Source organism: Euzebya rosea (genome assembly GCF_003073135.1).
Classification (GTDB): Bacteria; Actinomycetota; Nitriliruptoria; order Euzebyales; family Euzebyaceae; genus Euzebya; species Euzebya rosea.
Map to the genome: position 1 here is coordinate 175,283 of NZ_PGDQ01000001.1, position 21,690 is coordinate 196,972.

The window sequence follows — 21,690 nt, forward strand, 5'->3', positions numbered from 1 at the left end:
GTCGCGCAGGACCGCTCAGCCCGCGAACCGCTCCCGGGCCACCACGACCCGGCGGTGCGTGCCGCGGGCGACCTCCGTGTCGTCCTCCCGGACCGAGACGACGAAGGTCAGCTTGCGGCCGTCGACGTCCTCGAGGGTCGCCGCGGCGGTGACCTCGCCGCCCACCTGCGTCGGCCGCAGGTGGTCGAGCTCGATGCGGACCCCGACGGTGGTGTGATCGGGGTCGAGGTGGCCGACGAGCGCCGTGCACGCCGCTTCCTCGGCCAGGGCCACGACACGGGGGGTGGCCAGCACGGGCACGTCGCCCGAGCCGTGGGCGATGGCGGTGTCGTCGCTGGTCACCGTGTGGGTGACCGAGCCGGCCAGGCCGGCTTCGAGGCCGTCGGTATCGGTCATGGAATCGTCCTTCTGGGTCTGGATGGCGGGTGGCCACCCCACCGGTTGGGTGGGAACGGGCCCGTGCAGGCAGTATGGAGGGCCATCTCGTCCTCGCCGACGAACGTCTGCACGACGCGTCGGGCGAGCGCCGAAACCCTCAACCCCTGTTCAGGACGGTGAAGCCAGTGTCCGGCGCTGCCGGTGTGATGTCGGTCATCCTGCTCGAAACCGCGGTCGGCGGTGCGGTCGTCATGTGGGCCGGCGGTGTGTGGGGAGTGGTCCGCAAGGGCTTCTTCGTCCTCACCGGCGTGTTCCTGGCGCTGTGCGCTGCGGGTGCGTGGGCGATCGCCGGCGGGGAGAGCAGCACGGTCAACACCGCGCTGGCGGTCTTCACCGGCCTGCTGGTCGCCTGGCAGGTCCTGCTGCTGATCGGCCAGGAGTCCATCAGCCGCTGGGTCGGGCTTGCTGCGGCGGTTGCCGGTGTGGCCAGCCTTCCGGCCTACGCCACGCTGCGGGAGGCCGCGGTGGGACGTGGCGTCGCCGAGCTCGTGCTCGGGTCGATCTTCCTCGGCTCCGCCTTCTACGGGCTGCTCCTGGGGCACTGGTACCTGGTCGAGCGCCGGCTGAGCAAGGACTACATGATCCGTTCGGCATGGTGGTTCGTCGCCGGGACGGTGATGTCGATCGGCGCCGCGGTGCTGAGCGCGCAGAACCCGGTGCCGTCGGACGCCACCCAGTTCTCGCCCTTCCTGCAGACCGCGAACTTCACGGTGCTGCTGGCCGGCGGCCTGGTGGCCATCTGCGCGGTCATCGCCGGGTTCCTGATCCGCCTCTCCAACGAGGGGGGCAAGTCCATCCAGGCGGCGACGGGGTACTTCTACCTGGCGGTCATCATGGCGTTCTCCGCCGAGCTCGCCACCAAGTTCCGCTTCTTCGTCGAGGGCTGATCGGGTCGTGCAGTCACGCCTCGGTCGACCCACGTTCGGCCCCGCGATGGTGCTGGGGCCCGTCGTGGCGCTGCTCCTGCTGATCGGCGTGGTCCTCGCCGTCACCCGGTCCGGAGACGACCCGGACACCGTGCTGGACGACGGCGCCGATCGAACGGCAGCCAGCGCCGACGACGACGGGACCTCCGGAGCCGACGCCGACCCGGACCGCCCGGCCGGCCTGGAGTCCCTCGCCGAGGGCACCATGGACGACAGCGCCGGCGGTGCGTCGCCGTCGCCGTCCTCGTCCGGGGGGACCGAACCCGACGCCACCCCGTCCACCGGGGCGACCACGCCACCGCGTCCGGGCACCCCCGTGATCCCCGACGGCGGCCTGTCGATCGCGGTCGGCGACTGCTTCACCGGCACCGCCACCACGTCGCGTGACGTCACCCCGATCCCCTGCGACGGCCCGCACGGCAGCGAGATCTACGCCGTCCTGCTGTCGCCGGGGGACGCCAGCGCCCCCTATCCCGGGCAGGAAGCGCTCCTCGACCAGGTCGCCCCGATCTGTCGGGAGGACGCCTTCACCGACTACGTGGGCGTGCCGTGGAACGAGTCGCGGTACTTCACCGCGCCGCTGGTCCCCAGCGACGTCACCTGGGCGGAGGGCGACCGCGTGGTCGCCTGCTTCCTGTACGACCTGCGCGGCGAGCAGACCGAATCCGTCCGGGACGCCGCCGGTTAGGTCGAGTGCAATGCTCGGCGATGCCCACTAGCGTCCTGCCCATGACTGTGCAGCGCATGGACAACGTCGGCATCGTCGTGGAGGACCTCGACGCCGCAGTCGCCTTCTTCGTCCAGCTCGGCCTCGACCTCGAGGGCCGGGCCACGATCGACGGGGACTGGTCGGGACGCGTCACTGGGCTGCCCGGCCAGCACGTCGAGATCGCCATGATGCGTACCCCCGACGGGCACAGCCGGCTCGAACTGTCGCGCTTCCTCACACCATCGGTCGTCGCGGATCACCGCAACGCCCCGGTGAACGCCTTCGGCTACCTGCGTGTCATGTTCACCGTCCACGACCTCGACCGGACCCTGTCCCGTCTCGAGGCCCACGGTGCAGAACTCGTCGGTGAGGTGGTTCGGTTCGAGGACGCCTATCGGCTGTGCTACATCCGTGGTCCGGAGGGCCTGCTCATCGGACTCGCCGAAGAACTCGGCTGACGCAACCGGTCAGAAGCCCATCGACCTGCCGATTATCTCGGCCATGATCTCGTCGGTGCCGCCCCCGATTGGGCCGAGCCGGGCGTCGCGCAGCCATCGCTGGGCGGGGTACTCCATCATGTAGCCGGCGCCGCCGTGGATCTGCACCGCCCAGTCGGCGCAGTCGACGGCCAGCCGCTGCGTGAACCGCTTGGCCTTGGCGGCCTCGACCGCGGCGTCGTCCCGCCCGGCCAGCATGACCCGCAGCGCGTGGTCGGTCAGGGCGCGGCCCTCGGCGATGCGCGTGGCCAGGTCGGCGAACCGGTGACGCCACGTCTGGAAGCTGCCGATCGGTCGGCCGAAGGCCTGCCGCTCGCGGCCGTAGGCCATCGCGCCGAGGACCGACTCCTCCGCGGCCACGACGGCGCCCAGCGACATCGACACCCGCTCCCACGCGAAGTTCTGCATCACCTGGTAGAAGCCGGTCCCCTCCTCGCCCAAGCGGTTGGCGTCGGGGACCCGGACGTCGGTGAACGACAGCTCACCAGTGTGGGAGGTGTGCCAGCCGAGCATCGACAGGCGACGCCGGTCGAACCCCGGGGTGTCCGCCTCGACGACGAACAGGGACTTCCCGCCGTGCCCGGCCTCGGCGTCCGTGGTGGCGAGGACCACGACGAAGTCGCTCCAGGACCCGTTGGTGATGTAGGTCTTGGCGCCGTTGATGACCCAGTCGTCGCCGTCACGAACCGCGCGGGTGCGGATGCCGTTGACGTCTGAGCCGGCGTCGGGTTCGGTGATCGCCAGCGCACCGACGACCTCGCCGGCGATGGAGGGGACCAACCAGCGCTGCTTCTGCTCCTCCGTCCCCGCCCGGTCGATGTAGAGGGCTGGCAGGTCGGAATGGGCGCCGAGGTCAGCGGCGAGGCCGCCCGAGCCGGCCCGGGCGAGCTCCTCGATCCAGACGGCCTGCGCGACGAAGTCGGGGCCCGACCCGCCGTGGGCCGGATCGAACTTCATGCCGAAGAACCCGGCTGCGCCGACGGTGCGGAACAGCTCCCGCGGGAAGTCTCGGGCGGCCTCCCACTCCTCCACGTGGGGGGCGATCTCGGCCTCGACGAACGCCCGCGCGGACTTGCGCAGCGCCTCGTGCTCCTCGCGGTACAGCGGCTGGACACCCACGCCCCGGTCCTCGCCGACCGCGACCTGTGCACGGGCTGGTTCGCGCAGCCCGCCGGACCCCTCGATCAGCTTGCCGATGACCTCGAGCTGGACCTCGTCGGCGCCGCCACCGATCCGCAGCAGCCGCATGTCCCGCCACAGCAGCGGGATACCGGACTCCTCGGCGTAGCCGAACCCGCCGAACAGCTGCATGACCTCGTCGGACACCCAGTGGGCCAGCCGGGCGCCCGCCAGCTTGATCATCGCGATCGACAGGGTGGGGTACAGGCCACGCTCCCACGCCTCGGCCGTCTCGTACACCAGCCGGCGGGTCGCCTCGATGCGGGTGGCGATCTCGGCCAGCCGGTGGCGCTGCACCTGGAAGCGGCCGATGGGACGGCCGAACGCCGTGCGCTCGCGGGCGTAGGCGGTCGCCCGCTCCAGCAGCTGCTCGGCCGTGCCGACGGCCTGCAGCGCGCCGATGATCCGTTCGCCCTGCAGCTGCCACATGATCTCGGCGAACCCCATGCCCTCCTCGCCGAGCAGGGCCTCGCCGGGCACGCGCACGTCGACCAGCGACAGCTCAGCGGTGTCGGAGGACCGCATCCCCAGCTTGTCCAGCTTCTTGGCGACGGTGAAGCCGGGCAGGTCGGTGTCGACCAGGAACAGCGAGACCCCGGAGTGGTCGCCGGGCTGGCCAGCCGTGCGGACCACCATGGTGCAGAAGTCCGCTCGGGTCCCGTTGGTGATGTAGGTCTTGGCGCCGTTGATGATCCAGTCGTCCCCGTCACGCACCGCCCGGGTGCGGATCCCGGCGACGTCGGAGCCGGCGTCGGGTTCGGTGATGGCGATCGCGGCGACCTTCTCGCCCCGCACCGCCGGCTCCAGCCAGCGGCGCTTCTGCGCGTCGGTGCCGAACTCGAGGATGGGCGGGGTGGCCATGTCGGTCTGCACTCCGAGGGCCATCGGCACGCCACCGAAGCCGGCCCGCCCGAGCTCCTCGCCCCACACCACCGTCGCCCAGTAGTCGCCGCCGGACCCGCCCCACTCCTCGGGCACGGACAGGCCCAGGAACCCCAGCTCACCGGCCCTGCTGAACACCTCCCGGGGGAAGATCCCCTCGGCTTCCCACGCCGCGGCGTGGGGGGTGATCTCCTCGGCGACCCACTTCCGGATCGTCTGGCGCAGCTGGTCGTGGTCCTCGGTGAACGGCTCGATCCTCATGGACGTGGAACATAGACCCGTTCCGTGTCTCGTGCCTGATCGTGGGCCGTGGCGGGGGAACCCCCGCGGGAGGTCAGCTGGCGCGCAGGACGGCAGCCATCAGGCCGTCGTCGATCGGCAGCAGGATGCTGGCGAGGTCCGGGTCGTCCTTGACCGTCTCGTTGAAGGTGCGCAGGCCCTGCGTGTCCTCGTCGTCGACGAGCGGATCCGCGACCTTGCCGGACCACAGCACGTTGTCGGCCAGCAGCACGCCGCCGGGACGGAGCAGGCGCTTGGCGTGCTCCAGGTATTCGGGGTACTCCGACTTCATCGCGTCGATGAAGACGATGTCGTAGGCGGAGTCCGCCAGCTTCGGCAGCATCAGCAGCGCAGGGCCGAGCAGCGACCGGACTCGGGACGTCAGCCCGGCTTCGTTGAAGGCCTGCTGGGCCAGCGACTGGTTGCCCGAGTCGATCTCGATCGTGGTCAGGATCCCCTTGGGGTCCATGCCGCCGAGGAACCACAGGCCGCTGTAGCCGCCGCCGGAGCCGATCTCGACCACGGTTCGTGCACCGGTGGCGCGGGCCATGAAGCGCAGCACCGAGCCGATCTCGCTGCTGACCGCGGGGATGTCGCTCTCCTCGCTGCGCGCACGAGCGGCCCGAAGGGGTTCGTCCTCCCCTTCGGCATGGGATCGAAGGTACGCAGTCACGCGCTGATCGTTCAGCATCTCGCAGGCAGCCTACCTGCCGAGGCGTCGGGAACACGACAACGACAACGGTCGCCGCGATGCCCGGGTCCGACGGGTCCGGCATGCTGGCAGCGTGGAGGAACCCGAGGTCGCAGACCTGCCGTCGACGTCGCCGACCGGACGGCTGTCCCTGGTGTGGGTGGCTGCCGTCGCGGGTCTCATCGGTGTCCTCGTGGGGGCTGGGCTGGTGGCCCTGGTGCTCCCCGGCAGGCAGGGGCCTGCCGGGCCGGTGGCCCGTCCGGTCATCCAGGTCGACGGGGTCGCCGACCCCGACCTGGTGGCCGCCGTGGCCGAGGTCGTGTTGCCCTCGGTGGTCCGGGTGGACGTCGACGGCATCGGCAGCGGCGCGGGCAACGGCTCGGGTGCCATCGTGTCCGACAGCGGGCACGTCGTCACCAACCTGCACGTCGTCGCCGGGGCCACCCGCATCGAGGTGGTCTTCCACGACGGTCGCAGCGAACCGGCTGCGCTCGTCGGGACCGACGCGCAGGCGGACCTGGCCCTGCTGCGAGTCGGCCGCACGGACCTTCCCCCGCTGGCCCGGGCCGACGTCGACGACATCCGGGTCGGCCAGCTGGCCGTCGCCGTCGGCGCGCCCTTCGGCCTGGACGGCACCGTCACCGTCGGGGTCGTGAGCGCCATCGACCGGGCGATCGACCTGGCGGGGTTGGACGGCTCCACCCTGCGGCTGTCCCGCGCCCTGCAGACCGACGCGGAGATCAATCCCGGCAACAGCGGCGGCCCGCTGGTCGACAGCGAGGGACGGATGCTCGGCATCACCTCCGCCGTCCTGTCCGGCGACCGGCCCTCCGGGTCGGGGGTCGGCTTCGCGGTGCCGGTCGACATCGTTGCCGACACCGTGGCCCAGCTGATCGCCCACGGGACCGTCGACCGTCCGCGACTCGGCATCAGCGGACGGTCCCTGACCCCGGACGAGGCACTGGCCGCTGACCTGCCGGGGGGTGTGCTCGTGGAGTCCATCAGCCCCGGCTCGGCGGCCGCGGCGGTCGACCTGCGGGAGGGTGACGTGCTCGTGGCCGTCGACGGGGAGCTCCTGCGGACCATCGACGACCTCGTTGACCGTGTCCGCGCAGCCGGTGTGGGCGGTACCCTCGGGGTCGAGCTGGTCCGTGACGACCAGCACCGCTCGGTGACGGTCACCCTGCGGTCGGATCAGTCCTGACGGCCCACGGCCGTCGACGCGGGAGTTGACGCACACACATGGGCAGCCTCGGTTTCTGGGAGCTCGTGGGCCTCGCGGTGCTCGCGTTGTTCATCTTCGGCCCCGACCGCCTGCCCGGCATCGCCCGCACCGTCGGGCGCACCGTCAGCCAGGTCCGCCGGGAGGCCAACAAGACCCTCGGCGAGCTGCGGGACGCCGCGGGGGTCGACGAGGACCTGGCGGAGCTGACCCGTGAGGCACGACAGCTCCGCAGCTCCCTCACCGACCTGAAGGGCACCGCGACCCAGGCCATCGTCGGGCCGATGAACGAGACGATGGACGAGGTGAAGGGCATCTCGACCGGAGGCCCCAAGGAGATGGCGATGTCGGCGAACGGGCTCGAGCCGGGCAACGCCCCGTTCGACCCCGACGCGACCTGATCCTGCGACGGTCCGCAACCCCATGACCCACCCCCTGCTTCGCCGCGTCCGCAGCCTCGTCAACCCGATCGGCCCGCTGGACGTCCGGCTGGCGACGGCATGGCGTCGCCTGATCCGCCGCCATCCCGCCCTGGACACCCTGGCGGTCAACACCACCGACCTCGGGTCGATGTACACCGTCGCCGGTGCGGCCGGCCTGCTGGCTGCGACGGGTCACCGTCGGGACGCCGCCGACCTGGCCATCGCCGGCACCGCCGCATGGTTCATCGGCCAGGAGAGCAAGCGGCTGTTCAACCGGCGTCGTCCCTTCGAGGCCGACCCGGCGCTGGAGCGGCTGATCAAGCCTCCCACCGGGTCCTCGTTCCCCTCGGGGCACGCCACGGTCGCTGCGGCCATGGCGACGCTCATGACGCGTCGCGCCGCCGGTGGACGCCGCTGGCCGTGGACGGCGATCGCGGTGTGGGTTCCCCTGACGCGGATCCACGTCGGCGTGCACTACCCGGGCGACACCGTCGCGGGGGCCGCCCTCGGATGGTCCATCGCCCGTGGTGTCGAGTCGCTGGTGCGCACCAGGAGGGACTGACCGGACGCGCTCGCGACCGCCATCGGCTGGTCGGGAATGTCGGGTGTGTTGCGGGCCGTCGCGGTCGTCTACTCTTCCGCGCGTCAATCGGGGGAGAGCGGTTCCATTACTCGACGCAAGGATTCACTTTCATGGCTGCACGTGTCATGCCCGGGGCGAGTCGCCCCTTGGCGCTGGTCCTCCTGCTGGCGATGGTCTTCGCCGGTCTGCTCGCCACCCCTGCTGGTGCCGCGCTCCCGAGCGGTGACCGGATCGGTGCGTCCGATGCACCGACCGCCGCCTCCATCGACATCGCCCAGCGGACCGTCGCCGACGGCGCTGCCACTCGCGTGGCACTCGGCCGCAACGACGTCTTCCCCGACAACCTGGCCGGCTCCGCCGCGGCCGGCGCCGACGGCGTGCTGCTGCTGGTCGACCCCGCGCCCGCGGGCCTCGACGACGCCGTCGCTGCCGAGCTCACCCGCCTGCTCGGGTCCCCCGCCGAGGACGAGTGCACCGACGCCAACGTCGTCCTGCTGGGAGGGGAAGCCGCACTCGGGGCCGAGCTGGCCGCCGACCTGACCGACGCCGGCTGGTGCATCGACCGCCTGTCCGGTCCGTCCCGCGTGGAGACCGCCGTCGACATCGCCCTCGACGTCGTCGGTGACGGCCCCCGCGAGACCCTCCTCATCGCCCGTGACGACAACCCAGCTGACTCGGCCACGGCCGGTGCCTGGGCCGCCGCCACCGGCACGCCCATCGTCGTCACCCCGACCGACTCCCTCCACGAGGCCGTCGGGACGCTGCTGGCCCCGGGCGAGGACCCGTGGGACGACGTGATCCTCCTCGGTGGCACCGCGGCGCTGTCCGCAGACGTCGAGACCCTCGTCATGGAGGCTGCCGGCACCGACACCGAGGTGCGGCGCATCGCCGGCGTGACCCGTGACGACACCGCGCTGCGCATCGCCGAGGACCTGTGGGGTGAGCTGGCCGGCGACGCCGTGGCGATCGTCAACGGGTTCACCGACACCTTCTGGACCTACGCCCTCCCCGGCGGCGTGGCCGCTGCCTCGGAGAACGCCCCGCTGCTGTACGTCACCGCCGACTCGGTGCCGACGACCACCGCGGGGTACCTGGGCCGCGAGATGCCGGCCGTGACCACGATCGGCCCGGCCACCGCCGTCCCCGACGCCGTCAAGGCCGAGGCCGAGGCGCTGGCAGGTGGCGACGGTCCCGGTGGCATCGGCGAGGACCTGCGGATCGTCGAGCTTCCCCTTCCCGAGGACGGCGGCGGCACCGCCACGGTGCCCATCGCCGAGGGCGACATCTCCGTGCTCTTCATGGTCCAGGGCGGCACCTCCGACGGGACCATGGTCATCGACGGCGTCACCGGTCCCGACGGCTTCGCGCTGACGGCCGAGGACATCCCCGAGAACAGCAACCGTCCCGACGTCGCACTGTCCCTGCCGCAGTTCCCCGGCCAGTTCGAGGGTGACACCCTGCCGGCCGGCGACTACGCGTTCACCTACTCCTCCGAGGCCCCCATCTCCCGCGTCGTGGCGCTGGTCAAGTCCGGCGACCCCGCCGCCCGTCAGGAGATCGACGTCAACTACGTCGACGTCAGCACCGTGGGCCACGTCGACACCCCGGAGGAGCAGGCGGCCGTCGTGGACGTCTTCGACACCGTCGGTGAGGAGATCATGGGCGGCTTCGGGCTGCACCCGGGCGCTACGTCCTTCACCACCGCCCCTGAGCAGGTCAGGACGGACTACTCGGTGGTCGACTCGAGCACCACCGACATCGCCGACCTGTGCCGCGCGATCGTGGACGCCGACACCGACCGTCGGGCCCTCAACTTCGCGTTCGTGGACCGCATCACCGAGGGTGGCGAGGACGTCGGCATCGACGGGTTGTCCTCCGGGCTTCCCGGCAGCGTGGTCCTCGGCGGCTTCGGCGTCAGCTGCGTGATCATCGCCACCGACGTCCCCGACACCGAGGACGGCCAGCCGGGCATCCTCGGCGCTGGTCCGGTGGCGTGGCACGAGGCCGGCCACCTGATGGGCCTGGCCCACACCACCCAGGCGGACGGCATCGAGCACGACCTGCTTGCCGACACCCCCGAGTGCGACATCGCCAACGACGCCGATGACAACGGTGAGGTCGACGACGTCGAGTGCGGCGAGCTCGGCGACAACTTCATGTTCTGGACCGGCCTGTCCAGCACCATGACGGCCGACCAGGCGTTCATGCTGGCACGCAACCCGCTGTTCCAGCCCCGCGCCGGCTAGCACACACCCCAACAACGCGAGGAGCCCGCACCGGATGGTGCGGGCTCCTTCGTGCCGCGGGGCGAGTCCGGCTCGAGGGCCGGGAAGCCGACGACCGGTCAGAACTTCAGGGGGAGCGACTTGCCGACCAGCGACGTCTTGGTCTTCGCGAGGCGCTTGGCCATCTCGGTGAACCGCTGCGACGCCGTGGCGTCGGGGTCCGCGACGACGATCGGTGTGCCGTTGTCGGACCCCTCCCGCAGGCGGGGGTCGATCGGGATGGACGCCCACAGCTCGGTGTCGAGCTCGGCCGCCAGCAGCTGGCCGCCGCCCTCGCCGAAGATGCGGTACTCCTTGCCCGTGTCGGGGGCGACGAAGGTCGCCATGTTCTCGATGACGCCCGAGACCCGCATGCCGGTCTGCGCCGTCATCTGGCCGGCACGCAACGCCACCCGCTGCGCAGCCTGCTGCGGGGTGGTGACGACGAGCATGTCGGCGTTGGGCAGCATCTGCGCCAGGGAGATGGCGATGTCGCCGGTACCCGGGGGCAGGTCGCACAGCAGGAAGTCCAGGTCGCCCCAGTGCACGTCGGCGAGGAACTGCTGCAGCGCGCGGTGCAGCATCGGGCCACGCCAGATGACGGGGCGCTCGCTGTCGACGAAGAAGCCGATGGAGATGACCTTCACGCCATGGGCCTGCAACGGCATGACCATGTTGTTGAAGGCGACCGGCTTGCCCTCGACCCCGAGCATCCGGGGGATGGAGTAGCCCCACACGTCGGCGTCGAGGACACCCACGTTCAGGCCCTCGTTGGCCAGCGCGACCGCGAGGTTGGCCGTGACCGAGGACTTGCCGACGCCGCCCTTGCCCGAGGCGATGGCCACGACCTTGGTGCGGCTGTCCGTCTCGGCGAAGGGGATGACGACCTGTCCGCCGGGGGCACGGCCCGCGCCGCCGCGGACCTTCTCCGCGACGCTGGCACGCTGCTGCTCGGTCATCGAACCCAGCCGCACCTCGACGGCGGTGACGCCCTCGACCTTCTGCACGGCGGCCGTGACCTCGCGGGTGATGGTGTCCTTCATCGGACAGCCGGGAACGGTCAGCAGCACGTCAACGGTGACCTTGCCGTCGTCGGCGACGTCAACGCCGTCGACCATGCCCAGGTCGGTGATCGGCTGGCCGATCTCGGGGTCGTTGACCGTGCCGAGGGCCTGCATCACCTGGTCGGTCGTGGGCATGGCAACAACACTCTCCTTGAGGGATTGCGGGGGACCGTCATGGTATCGGCGGCCCGAGATCCCGCCCAAGGCGACGCAGGAGGGGTGGCTGGTCAGGCGGTCAGGCGGTCCACCGGCATCGTCTGCGCGTCCTCCGCGTCGCCGTCCGTGCGTCCGTCGGCGACGACGAGGAGTCGCTTCCCGTCGAGGCCGACCGGCGTGGCGGTGTCCGGTTCGGGTTCGGCTGGGTTGCGGTCGTACCACTCGCCGAACCGCCAGTAGCCGAAGGCGAGGGTCGCCCACACGGTGACCGCGAAGATCATCGTGCCGATCAGCAGCAGCACCTGGTCGCTCATCGGGTGCGCTCCCCGGTGAGGACCAACGTGCCGAGCGAGTGGATGCTGGGCACCCACAGGCCGACGAAGATGGCCTGGGTCTGGTTGCCGAGCGCCCAGAGCGTCACGCTCAGCGCGAGGGACAGGAAGCTTGCGACCATGAAGGCGACCTTGGTCGCCCAGAAACGCCGGTCGGCGTCGGTGCGGGGTGACGTGGCTGACGTCGCCTCGCTCGTGCGGTCCATGACTGATGGCATCGGGTCGTCTCCTCGGTGGGGGGTGTGGCGTCACCCTGCCCATCCGAGGAGTTGTTCGAACGATCGATCAAGTCTGGTTCGGCGCCTTCGGCGACAGTTGCGTCGCCAGGACGTTGCGCAACGGCTTGCCCGAGGCGGTGCGCGGCAGGTCGTCCAGCACGAGGACGGCCTTGGGGGTCTGGAACCCGGCGAGGCGAGCCCTGAGGAACGCCCTGATCTCCTCACCGTCCGGTGAGGTCCCGCGGCGACCGACGACTGCCGCCGTGACTCGCTGCCCCCACTCCTCGTCGGCGACGCCGAACACCACGCCCTCGGCGACGGCGGGGTGGGCGAGGAGGACCCGCTCGACCTCCGCGGGGTAGACGTTGACGCCGCCGGTGACGATCAGGTCGGTGCGGCGGCCCGAGAGCGTCAGGTAGCCGTCGGCGTCCAGCGAGCCGAGGTCCCCGACGGTGAACCGGTCGCCCCGCCAGGCGCGGGCCGTCGCGTCGGGGCTGCGCCAGTAGGCGAACCGGGCGTGTGGGGGCGAGGAGACCCAGACGGTGCCGACCTCGTCCACGTCGGCGGTGCTGCCGTCCTCCCTGGTGACCTCCAGCGTCCGGCCGGTCCGGGCCCGGCCGACCGAGCCGGGCCGCTCGAGCCACTCCGCGGGGGTGATGTCGGTGAACTGACCCTCCGTCGATCCGTAGAACTCGTGCAGCACCCCGTCGGGGAACGCCTCGAGGGCCCGACGCTTGAGGGGTTCGGGGCAGGCGGCGCCGGCGTGGTGGATCCACCGCAGGCTCGACAGGTCGGTGGTCGCGAGGTCCGGGTGGTCCAGCAGCCGTGACAGGTGGGTGGGGACCATGAACGCGGTGGTGACCCGGTGGCGCTCGATGGCGGCGAGGGTCTCCCCGGCATCGAAGTGCGGCTGCACCACGACGTGGCCGCCGCGGTTCAGCGTGTTGAGCGCGTACCGATGCGGGCCGGAGTGGAACAGGTGGGAGCACACCAGGTGCACGTCGTCGGGACCGGTTGGGTTGGCCGTGGTCTCGTCGTCGGCCCACGCTGCCGCCAGGTCGGGGGACAGGACACCGGTCCACACCCCCTTCGGCGTGCCGCTCGTGCCCGAGGTGTAGTGCATCGCGCGTGCGAGGGGCACGGGGTGCAGGTCGTCGGCGGGGCGGGCCGCAAGCAGGGTTGCCTCGTCGAGCAGCAGGTCGGGGTCCAGGCGGCCGACGTTGGCCCGGTCCGTCACCACCAGCGTGGCGTCGGCGTCTGTGGCCAGCTCGGCGACCTGCCGGTCCGACAGCGCCGTGTTCAGCGGAACCGGGACGATGCCCGCGCGCAGGGCACCCCACGTGAAGGCCAGGAACGCCGGGCTGTTGTCGGCGAGCAGGACCACCCGGTCGCCGGTGTCGGCACCGTGGGACCGCAGGGCCCCGACGGCATGGCAGGCCAGTGTCTCCCAGGACGTCGTCATCGGCCGGTCACCCTACCCGCTGGGTCCGATGGGGCCTGCGGCGGGCAGGGACTGTGGCGGAAGGGCGATCCGGGTCAGGCGGCGTGGATGGCGCGGCGCCGCAGGAGGCGGGTCAGCCGGGCGATGAGGACCTCGAGGTCCACCGGCTTGGCCAGCCAGTCGTCGGCACCGGCGCGGAGCCCCTCCATCTCGGTCTCCGGGTCGTCGTAGCCGGTGATGATCATGATCGGCAGGTCGCGGACCGTGGGACGGGCACGGATCTCGCGGGTGACCGCGTAGCCGTCGAGGTCGGGCAGGCCCTTGTCGATCACCGCCGCGTCGAAGCGGTTGGCGTGGACCGCGGCCAGGGCGGCCTCGCCGCAGTCGGCCTCGACCACCTCGAAGTCGCCGGCGAGCATCGCCTGCAGGGCGCCTCGGACGCTCGGGTCGTCGTCGACGACGAGGATCCGCGGCAGGGTCGAGGGATCACCTTCGCCGTCGACGGCCACCGGGCCGGTGACCATGCCGGTGGCCGTTCCGCACGACGGGCAGGCCAGCCAGGCCGGGTCGAGCGCACGCTCGCACTCCGCGCACTGGTTGGGTCGCAGGTCCGCGGTGCACCACGGGCAGGTGCGGAAGTCGACCTCCACCTGCTGCGCGCAGACCGGGCAGTGGTTGGCCGCGTGTTCGGTGCGCGGGGTGACGCGCAGGACCTCGTCCAGGGTCGTCATGCCCTGACCGGCCTTGTGGATGGCGTCCTCGCGAAGGCCGCGAAGCCCGCCGGCCCGGGCGGCCTGGGCGATCGCGTCGGTGCTGGCGTTGTCGGCGATCAGCTCCCGGACGGGACCGTCGACGGTCAGGATCTCGAACACCCCGGCGCGTCCGCGGTACCCGGAGTGCATGCAGGCGTTGCAGCCCGCGCCCTCGACGAAGCGGGCGTCCGGCGGAAGGGACAGGCGCTGGCGGTGCCGGTCGTTGGGCGGCACCTCGCGGGTGCAGTCGGGACACACGGTCCGGACCAGCCGCTGCGCCATCACCATCGTCAGGGCCGAGGCGATCAGGTAGCCGGGCATCCCCAGCTCCGCCAAGCGCACGACGGCGCTCGGGGCGTCGTTGGTGTGCAGCGTCGACAGCACGAGGTGACCGGTCAGCGACGCGTGCAGTGCGAGCTCCGCCGTTTCGGGGTCGCGGATCTCTCCGACCATGACGATGTCGGGGTCCTGGCGCAGCATCGTGCGCAGCGCCCGGTTGAGGGTGTAGCCGGCCCGCTCGTTGACCTGGGACTGCACGACGCCCTCGAGCTCGTACTCGACGGGATCCTCGACGGTGATGAGCTTGCGCTCCTCCGTCGCGAGGTGCTGCAGGAAGGTGTAGAGGGTCGAGGTCTTGCCGGACCCCGTCGGGCCGGTGACGAGGACGAGGCCCTGGGGGCGCTCGACGGCGGAGAGGACCTGGGCGGCCTGCGCGGAGGACATGCCGATGTCCTCGGGGGTCAGGCGGGCGTTGTCGCGCCGGAGCAGGCGGATGACGACGGACTCGCCGAACATCGTCGGGAGCGTCGACAGGCGAAGGTCGACGGCATCCTCGGGCCGGTCGCTGCCGCGGAAGTGGGCGCGGCCGTCCTGCGGCTTGCGCTTCTCGGCGATGTCGAGGCCGGCGATGAGCTTGATGCGGGAGATCAAGGGGCCCGAGATCTGGCGCGGCAGGTTCATCGTCTCGTGCAGCACGCCGTCGATGCGGTTGCGGACGACGATGGAGTCGGGACGCGGCTCGACGTGGATGTCGGAGGCGCCGCCGGTCAGGGCACGGAGGATGATCTCGTCGGCCAGCTTGATGATCGGGCCGTCGTTCTCGCTCGTGGCCGTGATCTCGAGCTCTTCAGGTTCCTCCTCCTCCTTGCGGTACGCGGAGAAGAAGTCGTCCTGCTGGGCCCGGGCCTCGACGCCGTAGGCCTCCTGGACGGTCTGGCGCAGCGTCTTGGTGGGGACGACGACGATGCGCAGCCGGCGGGCGCCGATGGCCACGCGCACGTCGTCGAGGCCGACGATGTTGGTCGGGTCGACGCAGGCGACCGCCACGACGTCGCCGTCCTCGGCCCACAGGGGCATGACGAGGTGGCGCTCGGCCAGGCTCCGCGAGATCCGCGAGGCCAGCTCGGCGTCGACGGGAAGGACGTGCTCGTCGCGGTACTCGAGGTCCATCTGCTGGGCCAGGACCATGCCGATCTCGTCCTGGGTGCAGAACCCGAGCCGGACCGCAGCCTCGCCGAGGCGTTCGAGTCGACCGTCGATCTCGATACGAGACGACAGCAGCTCGTCGACCTGCTGCAGCGTGAGGACGCCCTCGTCGACCAGCAGGTCGCCGAGGCGCTTCCTCGTGTTCACTCCGTCCATCCGATCCAACCGATCCGGTTCAGTCCACGTGTTCCAGCAGCTCTTCCAGCCGGTTCAACGCGTTCTTCGGGGTAGTCCTGGTGCTGACGGCATCAGTGGCACCTGCCCTGACCGCGTCGAGCCTTGCATCCTCATCGGCAGGATTCATCACGAACACAGGAGTGTCGACCGTGACCTGTCGACCACGCAGCTCGTGGGTCAGCGCATACCCGTCGACGTCCTCGAGTTCGGCGGACACGAACACCGCGTCGGCGCGCGTCCTTGCGACGGCGTCGAGGGCGTCCTCACCGGACCCGACCTCGACGACCTCGTAGTCCTTGTCGCGGAGTGCCCGAGCGACGCCGACGCGGTGTTCCTCGTCGGGATCGGCGACGACCACCCGCTTGGGTTCCTCGCGGACGGGAGCCAGCACGGCAGGCTGCACGGGGGCGGGCGCCGGCTGGGCCGGCACCATCGGGGCCCGCGCGGCGAGCGCGGCTGCGGCGACGGCGGCGACGTGCTCGTCGTGCTCCTCCACCGCGTCGGTCGGGGTGGTCCGCAGGACCTCCTCGAGGGTCGTGATGCCGTCGCGAGCCTTCACGAGGCCGTCCTCGCGAAGCGACACGAGGCCCGCCCGGCGTGCAGCACGCCGGATCTCGGCTTCCTCGGCCTTGGCCATCATGGCGTTCTTGACGCCCTTGTCGACGGTCAGGATCTCCATGAACGCGATGCGACCGCGATAGCCGGTGTGGCCGCAGGCGGCACAGCCGTGCCCGGTCACCCAGCCGTCGTAGGCGATGTCCTCGGGGGTCAGCCGCAGCCGGTCGATCTCGCGCTGGGTCGGGGTGTGTGGGCCGATGCAGCTGGGGCACACACGGCGGCCGAGGCGCTGGGCAACCACCATCGTCAGCGACGAGGCGATGAGGTAGTCGGGGATGCCGAGGTCGGCGAGGCGGGTCACGGCGCCGGGGGCGTCGTTGGTGTGGAGGGTGGAGAACACCATGTGACCGGTCAGCGAGGCCTGCAGGGCGAGCTCGGCGGTCTCGAGGTCGCGGATCTCACCGACCATGACGACGTCGGGGTCCTGGCGCAGCACGGTCTTCAGTGCCGAGGAGAACGTGAAGCCGATCCGGGCGTTGACCTGGGTCTGGTTGACCCCGGGCAGTTCGTACTCGACCGGGTCCTCGATGGTGATGAGGTTGTGCTCGTCGTCGGAGAGGTGGGACAGGAAGGCGTAGAGGGTCGAGGTCTTTCCGGCACCGGTCGGGCCGGTCAGGAGGCACAGGCCCTGCGGTCGCTCGATGTGGGCCAGGACGTTGGCGTGCTGCTCGGGGGACAGGCCGACCTCGTCCAGCTGCAGCTGCTCCGCGCCCTTGCGGAGCAGACGCATGACCATCTTCTCGCCGTACAGCAGCGGAAGGGTCGAGACACGGAGGTCGACCTCGGAGTCCTTGCTGCGGTAGGTCGACCGACCGTCCTGGGGACGGCGGCGCTCGGCGATGTCCAGGGACGCGATCAGCTTCAGCCGGCTGATGAGCGGACCGTGGACGTTCTTCGGGATCTGCATGACCTCCTGCAGCACACCGTCGATGCGGTAGCGGACGCGGGAGGAGTTCTTGCCGGGCTCGACGTGGATGTCGCTGGCGTTGCCGTGCAGGGCGTCGTGGATGATCTGCTCGGCCAGGCGGATGACCGGCGCACGTTCCTCGACGGAGTCGACGATGTCGTCGGCCTCGTCGGCGATGGACTCGGAGTCGGTGGAGATCTGGTCGAGCAGCGCGCCGGTGCGGGAGCCGTCGGAGAGGTAGACCCGCTTGAGCGCGTCGCCGATGCGGTCGGGGGAGGTGACGATCGGCCGGAGGCGGCGGGCACCTGCGGACAGCCGTACGTCGTCCATCGCGACGATGTCGGTCGGGTCGGCGGTCAGCACCACGAGGGTGCCGTCCTGCTCGGTCCACATCGGCACGATGCCGTGGCGGCGGGCCAGGGACTCGGGAACGGCCTCGCGGGCGCTGGCGTGGGGCTCGGGCAGGGTCGTGCCGGCGAACTCCAGGCCGAACTGCTTGGCGACGATGCGGGAGACGTCCTGCATCTCGACGAAGCCGAGCCGGGCGATGGTCTCGCCCAACCGCTCGCGCTTGCCGTCGATGACCATCCGGCTCGCCAGGGCCTCGAGCAGCTCTCCTTGGGAGATCAGCTCTTCGGCGACCAGCCATTCGCCGATCGGCTTCTTGCTTCGTCGTTCCTGAGTCATGGTTCTTGTCTTCAGTCGGTAGTGTTGCCCCCGATCTTGAGCACCTTTCGCCATGCAGTCCTGATTGTTCTCCTGCTCGTGCTGGCCACGGGATGCGAGCTGCGCCTGGAAACGCGGGTCGATCTGGACGACGAGGGAGGTGGGCAGCTGCTGTTGACCATCTCACCGGATGCCGAGCTCGTCGAGATGGCTGGCTCGGCCGGTGTGGACCCGCTGGGTCGCCTGGTCGAGCGTGTCGAGGTCCTCGACGGCTGGGACCTGATGACCGCCGAGGCGGAGGACGGCACCCTCCTCGAGGTCACCGTCAGCAGCGGCTTCGACGGTCCCGAGGAGTTCGGTGTCCGCTACGAGGAGCTGCGTGGCGCGCTGGACGCCCCCGAGGCGTCGTTGCTCGGCCCCATGACGCTGTCGCTGGACCCCGAGACCGACGTGGTCAGCCTGAGCGGGAGCGTGCCGTTCCAGCTGACCGAGGTGGCAGCGGCGGATGCCGGCATGCCACTGGAGGCGCTGGCACCACAGGTCGACGCGGTCGTTCCCTACACGTTCGTGGTCACGACGCCGGTACCGCTGGTCGAGGGATCGACGACGGTCACGACCCCGGTCGACCCCGAGGACCCCGAGGGCGCGCAGCAGGTCGTGCTGGACCTCTCTCCGGGTCAGGAGCAGGTGGTCGAGGTGGCCTACGTCCGCCCCGGCTTCGACCTGACCGCCTGGTTGCTGCAGGGCGGCGTTGCCCTCCTGGCGATCCTGGCGATCGCCGGCGGCGTCATGGCCCAGCGGCGTCGCATTCGCTGACCGCGATCCGCATCCGGGGCTGTCCGCCCCCGAAAGGGGTGGGTCGCGGCTGCGTGGCCGGTGCCTTCATGTCGGTAGCGGTGGCAGCGGCGCGGAGGCGGTGAACGAGTGCCTTGGGTCGCACCTTGCAGCGACAGGCGGGGTGCCGATCGGGATCGGGCCGACCGTGGGTACAGCGCTCGGGGTGTCAGCCTCGGCCGCGCAGTGCCCCGATGGTCCTGCTGGGACTCCGTCGCGTGCCGTCCGCCTCGTCAGGCGGCGAGGGGTGGGTCGCGGCTGATCTCCACGCCGCCCTCGGTGGTCCAGATGCGTTGTCCGGGTGGGCCGTGGAGCTGGTGGTTGCGTCTGGTCTTGTCCCGATGATGGGCGGCGCAGAGCCAGGCGAGGTCGTCCAGTCGTGTGGTGCGGGTGATGGCCCATCCGGTGACGTGGTCGATCTCAAGGAGGTGGTCGGCGGTGCAGCCGGGTACCTCGCATTGGTAGCCGCGGGCGTGGAGTGCGGTGCGTTGTTTGGCGGTGACCTGTCGGCCGAGGTGGGCGACGGTGACGTCGGTGGCGTTGGTGATGACGTAGGCGATGTGGGCATCCAGCATCTGCTCGCGGACTGCGGAGAGGGCGACGGGGCCGATGCCGGCGATCTCGCAGATCTCGCCGTCGGCGAGTTCGCCGCGGACGAGGGCGGAGCCGTCGACGCGGATGATCACCTTGGTCTGTCTGCCGGAGGGTCGATGTCGCTGCGACGGCGGATGGCCACCCGGTCCGGCGACTGGATCGCTCGTGGTCGGATCCGAGCCCTGGTGCCTGTCCGGGTCGTCGCTGGGCGGGTCGTTGTCGGTCCGGTCGGTCCGGCCGGACCCGTCGTGGATCGTGTCCGGGTCCTGGACATGGGCGCCGGGGTCCGGCCCGCCGGCCTGGCGGCCGGGTGGGCTGTCCCTGGTGGTGCGGTTCCGATCCGTGCCGCCTGGAGCATCTCGGCCCGGCTCGACGCCGCCAGTGATGCTGCTGCTCGCGTCGGTGCTGCTGGGGGTGTGTGAGTCGGGGCCATCGTCCTCGGTGGTCCCCAGGAGCATCGACTGGGCCGGCGTGCTGGTGCCCTTCTGGGAGTCCGTGGCGGTCGGGGGAGTCGTGGTGCCGGTCGGGTCATGGGTGGGGTGGTCGAGCAGGTTGAGGAGGGCATCGAAGCGGTAGCAGGCATCGTCCTCCCGAGAGGGTGTCAGATCCTCTGTGTAAGTGCGTGGTCCTGATACGACGCCGTTGAGTCGGCGTTGGGAGGTACCACGATGAACGAGAAGATCGACAGTGACAGGCCGGCGGTGGCGCCGGTGGAACCGTCCTCGGTGACGGAGCGGTTGGTTGATGGTGCGGGGGCGATTGACCCCGGGTTGATCGATCGGCTGCTGCGGCAGTCCCAGGGCCGTGATCTGCTTGGGGAGGGCGGGCTGGTCCAGCAGTTCACCAAGCAGCTGCTGGAGACTGCGCTGGACACCGAGCTGACTGACCACCTGGGCTATGACCGCGGCGATCCCGTGGGCAGGGGCAGCGGCAACTCCCGCAACGGCACGACCCCCAAGCGGGTCCACACCGACGTGGGCACCGTGGACATCGAGGTGCCCCGCGACCGCAACGGCACGTTCGAACCGGCGATCGTGGCCAAGGGCCAGCGACGACTCGAGGGGTTCAACGACCGGATCATTGCCCTGTACGGCCGCGGCATGACCGTCCGCGACATCCAGGCCCACCTCGCGGAGATCTATGACGTTGAGGTGAGCCCTGACCTGATCTCCAAGGTCACTGCCGCGGTCCTGGATGACGCCAAGGCCTGGCAGACCCGACCCTTGGAGCCGGTGTATGCCGCGATCTACCTCGACGCCATCAGCTGCAAGGTGCGCGACAACGGGGTGGTGGCCCGCAAGTCGGCCTACATCGCCATCGGCGTGGACCGAGACGGCTACCGCGACATCCTCGGGGTGTGGATCGGACAGGCCGAGGGCGCGAAGTTCTGGCTCAAGATCGTCAACGAGCTGGCCAACCGTGGCGTGGCCGACGTGCTGTTCGTCTGCGTCGACGGGCTCAAGGGGCTGCCGGAGGCCATCGAGTCGGTGTGGCCACAGGCGATCGTGCAGACCTGTGTGGTCCACCTGGTGCGCGCGTCCTCCCGCTACGCCAACTGGAAGGAACGCAAGACCATCAGCTCGATGATGGCCGAGATCTACCGGGCCCCCAACGAGGCCGCCGCGGCCGACGCGCTGGACCGACTCGACCAGCGCTACGGCACCCGGTTCCCCGCCATGATCAAGGTGTGGCGAGATGCGTGGGACCGGTTCGTCCCGATGCTGGACTACCCGCCGGAGATCCGCCGGGTGCTCTACACCACCAACATGGTGGAGAGCGTCAACTTCCAGCTCCGCAAGATCACCCGCAACCGCGGGCACTTCCCCCACGACGACGCCCTGTTCAAGCTCCTCTATCTCGGGGTGCGCAACATCACCGGCAAGTGGCGCAGCAAGGGCAAGCCCGGACCCGGCACCCACGGATGGAAGGAGGCCATCAACCAATTCGAACTGTTCTTCCCCGGCCGACTCGACCAGGGCTGAACCCCATGACCACACCACGCACCTACACAGAAACGCGGACACCCCCCCTCCCGACGGCCGGCGGCGTGGGCGGCACGAAACACCGCATCGTGCTCGCCTCGTAGTGCCGCCTCGATCCGGGCACCCAGGTCACCGGGGGCCTGCAGGAACGCCTTCCACTCGCCATCGGTCTCCGTCCACGACCGAAACGCCCGCCGCGCCAGATGCCTGCGGCGGGTCGCTTCCCGGTCCGGATCAGCAGCGGTGCGGATGTCACGCGCCTTCTTCCGCAGCTCCGGCAACGTCTGCGAGGCCGCATCCACGATCAGCTCACCCGCCCTCTCGGGCGCATCGGCCACGGTTTCGGACACCACCACCGCCTGGTCGGTGGAG

Annotated in this window: 19 protein-coding genes; 9 read left to right on the plus strand and 10 right to left on the minus strand. The window is 70.8% G+C overall.

Translation table 11 applies throughout. The features are described 5' to 3' along the window. Window positions 1-15: 15 nt before the first annotated feature. Entirely contained in the window at window positions 16-396 is a 381-nt protein-coding gene (locus tag CUC05_RS00700) for a thioesterase family protein (protein WP_108664152.1), read from the minus strand. 167 nt (window positions 397-563) lie between these two features. Here CUC05_RS00700 and CUC05_RS00705 point away from each other — a divergent pair, with 167 nt between their 5' ends. From CUC05_RS00705 to CUC05_RS00715, 3 genes are read left to right on the plus strand one after another with little or no spacing between them, the layout of a single operon-like run. Continuing rightward, on the plus strand, window positions 564-1,325 hold the full coding sequence (locus tag CUC05_RS00705; protein ID WP_108664153.1) for a hypothetical protein: 762 nt from the start codon (window positions 564-566) through the stop codon (window positions 1,323-1,325). A gap of 7 nt (window positions 1,326-1,332) precedes the next feature. After that, complete coding sequence (locus CUC05_RS00710; RefSeq protein ID WP_108664154.1) at window positions 1,333-2,052, plus strand: septum formation family protein; 720 nt, start codon at window positions 1,333-1,335, stop codon at window positions 2,050-2,052. Between the two features lie 41 nt (window positions 2,053-2,093). Further along, entirely contained in the window at window positions 2,094-2,531 is a 438-nt protein-coding gene (locus tag CUC05_RS00715) for a VOC family protein (RefSeq protein ID WP_108664155.1), read from the plus strand. A 9-nt stretch (window positions 2,532-2,540) separates the two neighbouring features. Here the strand turns inward: CUC05_RS00715 and CUC05_RS25225 are convergent, their stop codons facing one another. Beyond that, on the minus strand, window positions 2,541-4,892 hold the full coding sequence (locus CUC05_RS25225; RefSeq protein WP_205712059.1) for an acyl-CoA dehydrogenase family protein: 2,352 nt from the start codon (window positions 4,890-4,892) through the stop codon (window positions 2,541-2,543). Between the two features lie 73 nt (window positions 4,893-4,965). After that, window positions 4,966-5,583 carry an O-methyltransferase gene (locus CUC05_RS00725; RefSeq protein WP_205712060.1) on the minus strand — a complete coding sequence of 206 codons (618 nt, stop codon included), beginning with the start codon at window positions 5,581-5,583 and terminating at the stop codon, window positions 4,966-4,968. A gap of 112 nt (window positions 5,584-5,695) precedes the next feature. On the opposite strand from CUC05_RS00725, the gene CUC05_RS00730 reads away from it, so the two are divergent. The 4 genes from CUC05_RS00730 to CUC05_RS00745 all read left to right on the plus strand — a co-directional run bounded on the left by CUC05_RS00730 (window position 5,696) and on the right by CUC05_RS00745 (window position 10,074). Then, a complete protein-coding gene (locus tag CUC05_RS00730; RefSeq protein ID WP_108664157.1) occupies window positions 5,696-6,805 on the plus strand; it encodes a S1C family serine protease in 1,110 nt (369 codons plus the stop codon). A 38-nt stretch (window positions 6,806-6,843) separates the two neighbouring features. Beyond that, window positions 6,844-7,224: a twin-arginine translocase TatA/TatE family subunit gene (locus CUC05_RS00735; protein WP_108664158.1), complete on the plus strand. Its 381-nt coding sequence runs from the start codon at window positions 6,844-6,846 to the stop codon at window positions 7,222-7,224. A gap of 22 nt (window positions 7,225-7,246) precedes the next feature. Next, on the plus strand, window positions 7,247-7,807 hold the full coding sequence (locus tag CUC05_RS00740; protein WP_108664159.1) for a phosphatase PAP2 family protein: 561 nt from the start codon (window positions 7,247-7,249) through the stop codon (window positions 7,805-7,807). Window positions 7,808-7,938: 131 nt separating this feature from the next. Further along, the gene (locus CUC05_RS00745) at window positions 7,939-10,074 is read left to right on the plus strand and encodes a cell wall-binding repeat-containing protein (RefSeq protein WP_170127883.1); all 2,136 of its coding nucleotides are present in this window, start codon (window positions 7,939-7,941) and stop codon (window positions 10,072-10,074) included. Between the two features lie 98 nt (window positions 10,075-10,172). On the opposite strand, the gene CUC05_RS00750 is transcribed toward CUC05_RS00745, so the two are convergent. The 6 genes from CUC05_RS00750 to CUC05_RS00775 all read right to left on the minus strand — a co-directional run bounded on the left by CUC05_RS00750 (window position 10,173) and on the right by CUC05_RS00775 (window position 17,929). Beyond that, a complete protein-coding gene (locus CUC05_RS00750; RefSeq protein WP_108664161.1) occupies window positions 10,173-11,291 on the minus strand; it encodes an Mrp/NBP35 family ATP-binding protein in 1,119 nt (372 codons plus the stop codon). A gap of 92 nt (window positions 11,292-11,383) precedes the next feature. Then, entirely contained in the window at window positions 11,384-11,626 is a 243-nt protein-coding gene (locus tag CUC05_RS00755; RefSeq protein ID WP_108664162.1) for a hypothetical protein, read from the minus strand. Next, entirely contained in the window at window positions 11,623-11,862 is a 240-nt protein-coding gene (locus CUC05_RS00760) for a hypothetical protein (RefSeq protein ID WP_157965052.1), read from the minus strand. The genes CUC05_RS00755 and CUC05_RS00760 overlap by 4 nt, the downstream gene beginning before the upstream one ends. A gap of 67 nt (window positions 11,863-11,929) precedes the next feature. Continuing rightward, window positions 11,930-13,324, minus strand: coding sequence for a class I adenylate-forming enzyme family protein (locus CUC05_RS00765; protein WP_108664164.1), 1,395 nt, complete (start codon window positions 13,322-13,324; stop codon window positions 11,930-11,932). A 74-nt stretch (window positions 13,325-13,398) separates the two neighbouring features. Further along, window positions 13,399-15,687 (minus strand): ATPase, T2SS/T4P/T4SS family, encoded by a 2,289-nt coding sequence (locus tag CUC05_RS00770; protein WP_170127884.1) that lies wholly within the window; start codon window positions 15,685-15,687, stop codon window positions 13,399-13,401. 28 nt (window positions 15,688-15,715) lie between these two features. After that, window positions 15,716-17,929 (minus strand): ATPase, T2SS/T4P/T4SS family, encoded by a 2,214-nt coding sequence (locus tag CUC05_RS00775; RefSeq protein WP_170127885.1) that lies wholly within the window; start codon window positions 17,927-17,929, stop codon window positions 15,716-15,718. Window positions 17,930-17,965: 36 nt separating this feature from the next. Here CUC05_RS00775 and CUC05_RS00780 point away from each other — a divergent pair, with 36 nt between their 5' ends. Further along, complete coding sequence (locus CUC05_RS00780; protein WP_157965053.1) at window positions 17,966-18,724, plus strand: hypothetical protein; 759 nt, start codon at window positions 17,966-17,968, stop codon at window positions 18,722-18,724. A gap of 251 nt (window positions 18,725-18,975) precedes the next feature. On the opposite strand, the gene CUC05_RS24375 is transcribed toward CUC05_RS00780, so the two are convergent. Then, complete coding sequence (locus CUC05_RS24375) at window positions 18,976-19,428, minus strand: HNH endonuclease signature motif containing protein (protein ID WP_157965054.1); 453 nt, start codon at window positions 19,426-19,428, stop codon at window positions 18,976-18,978. 576 nt (window positions 19,429-20,004) lie between these two features. Here CUC05_RS24375 and CUC05_RS00790 point away from each other — a divergent pair. After that, window positions 20,005-21,318, plus strand: a complete 1,314-nt coding sequence (locus CUC05_RS00790; RefSeq protein WP_240606173.1) for an IS256 family transposase — start codon at window positions 20,005-20,007, stop codon at window positions 21,316-21,318. The last annotated feature ends 372 nt before the right edge of the window (window positions 21,319-21,690 follow it).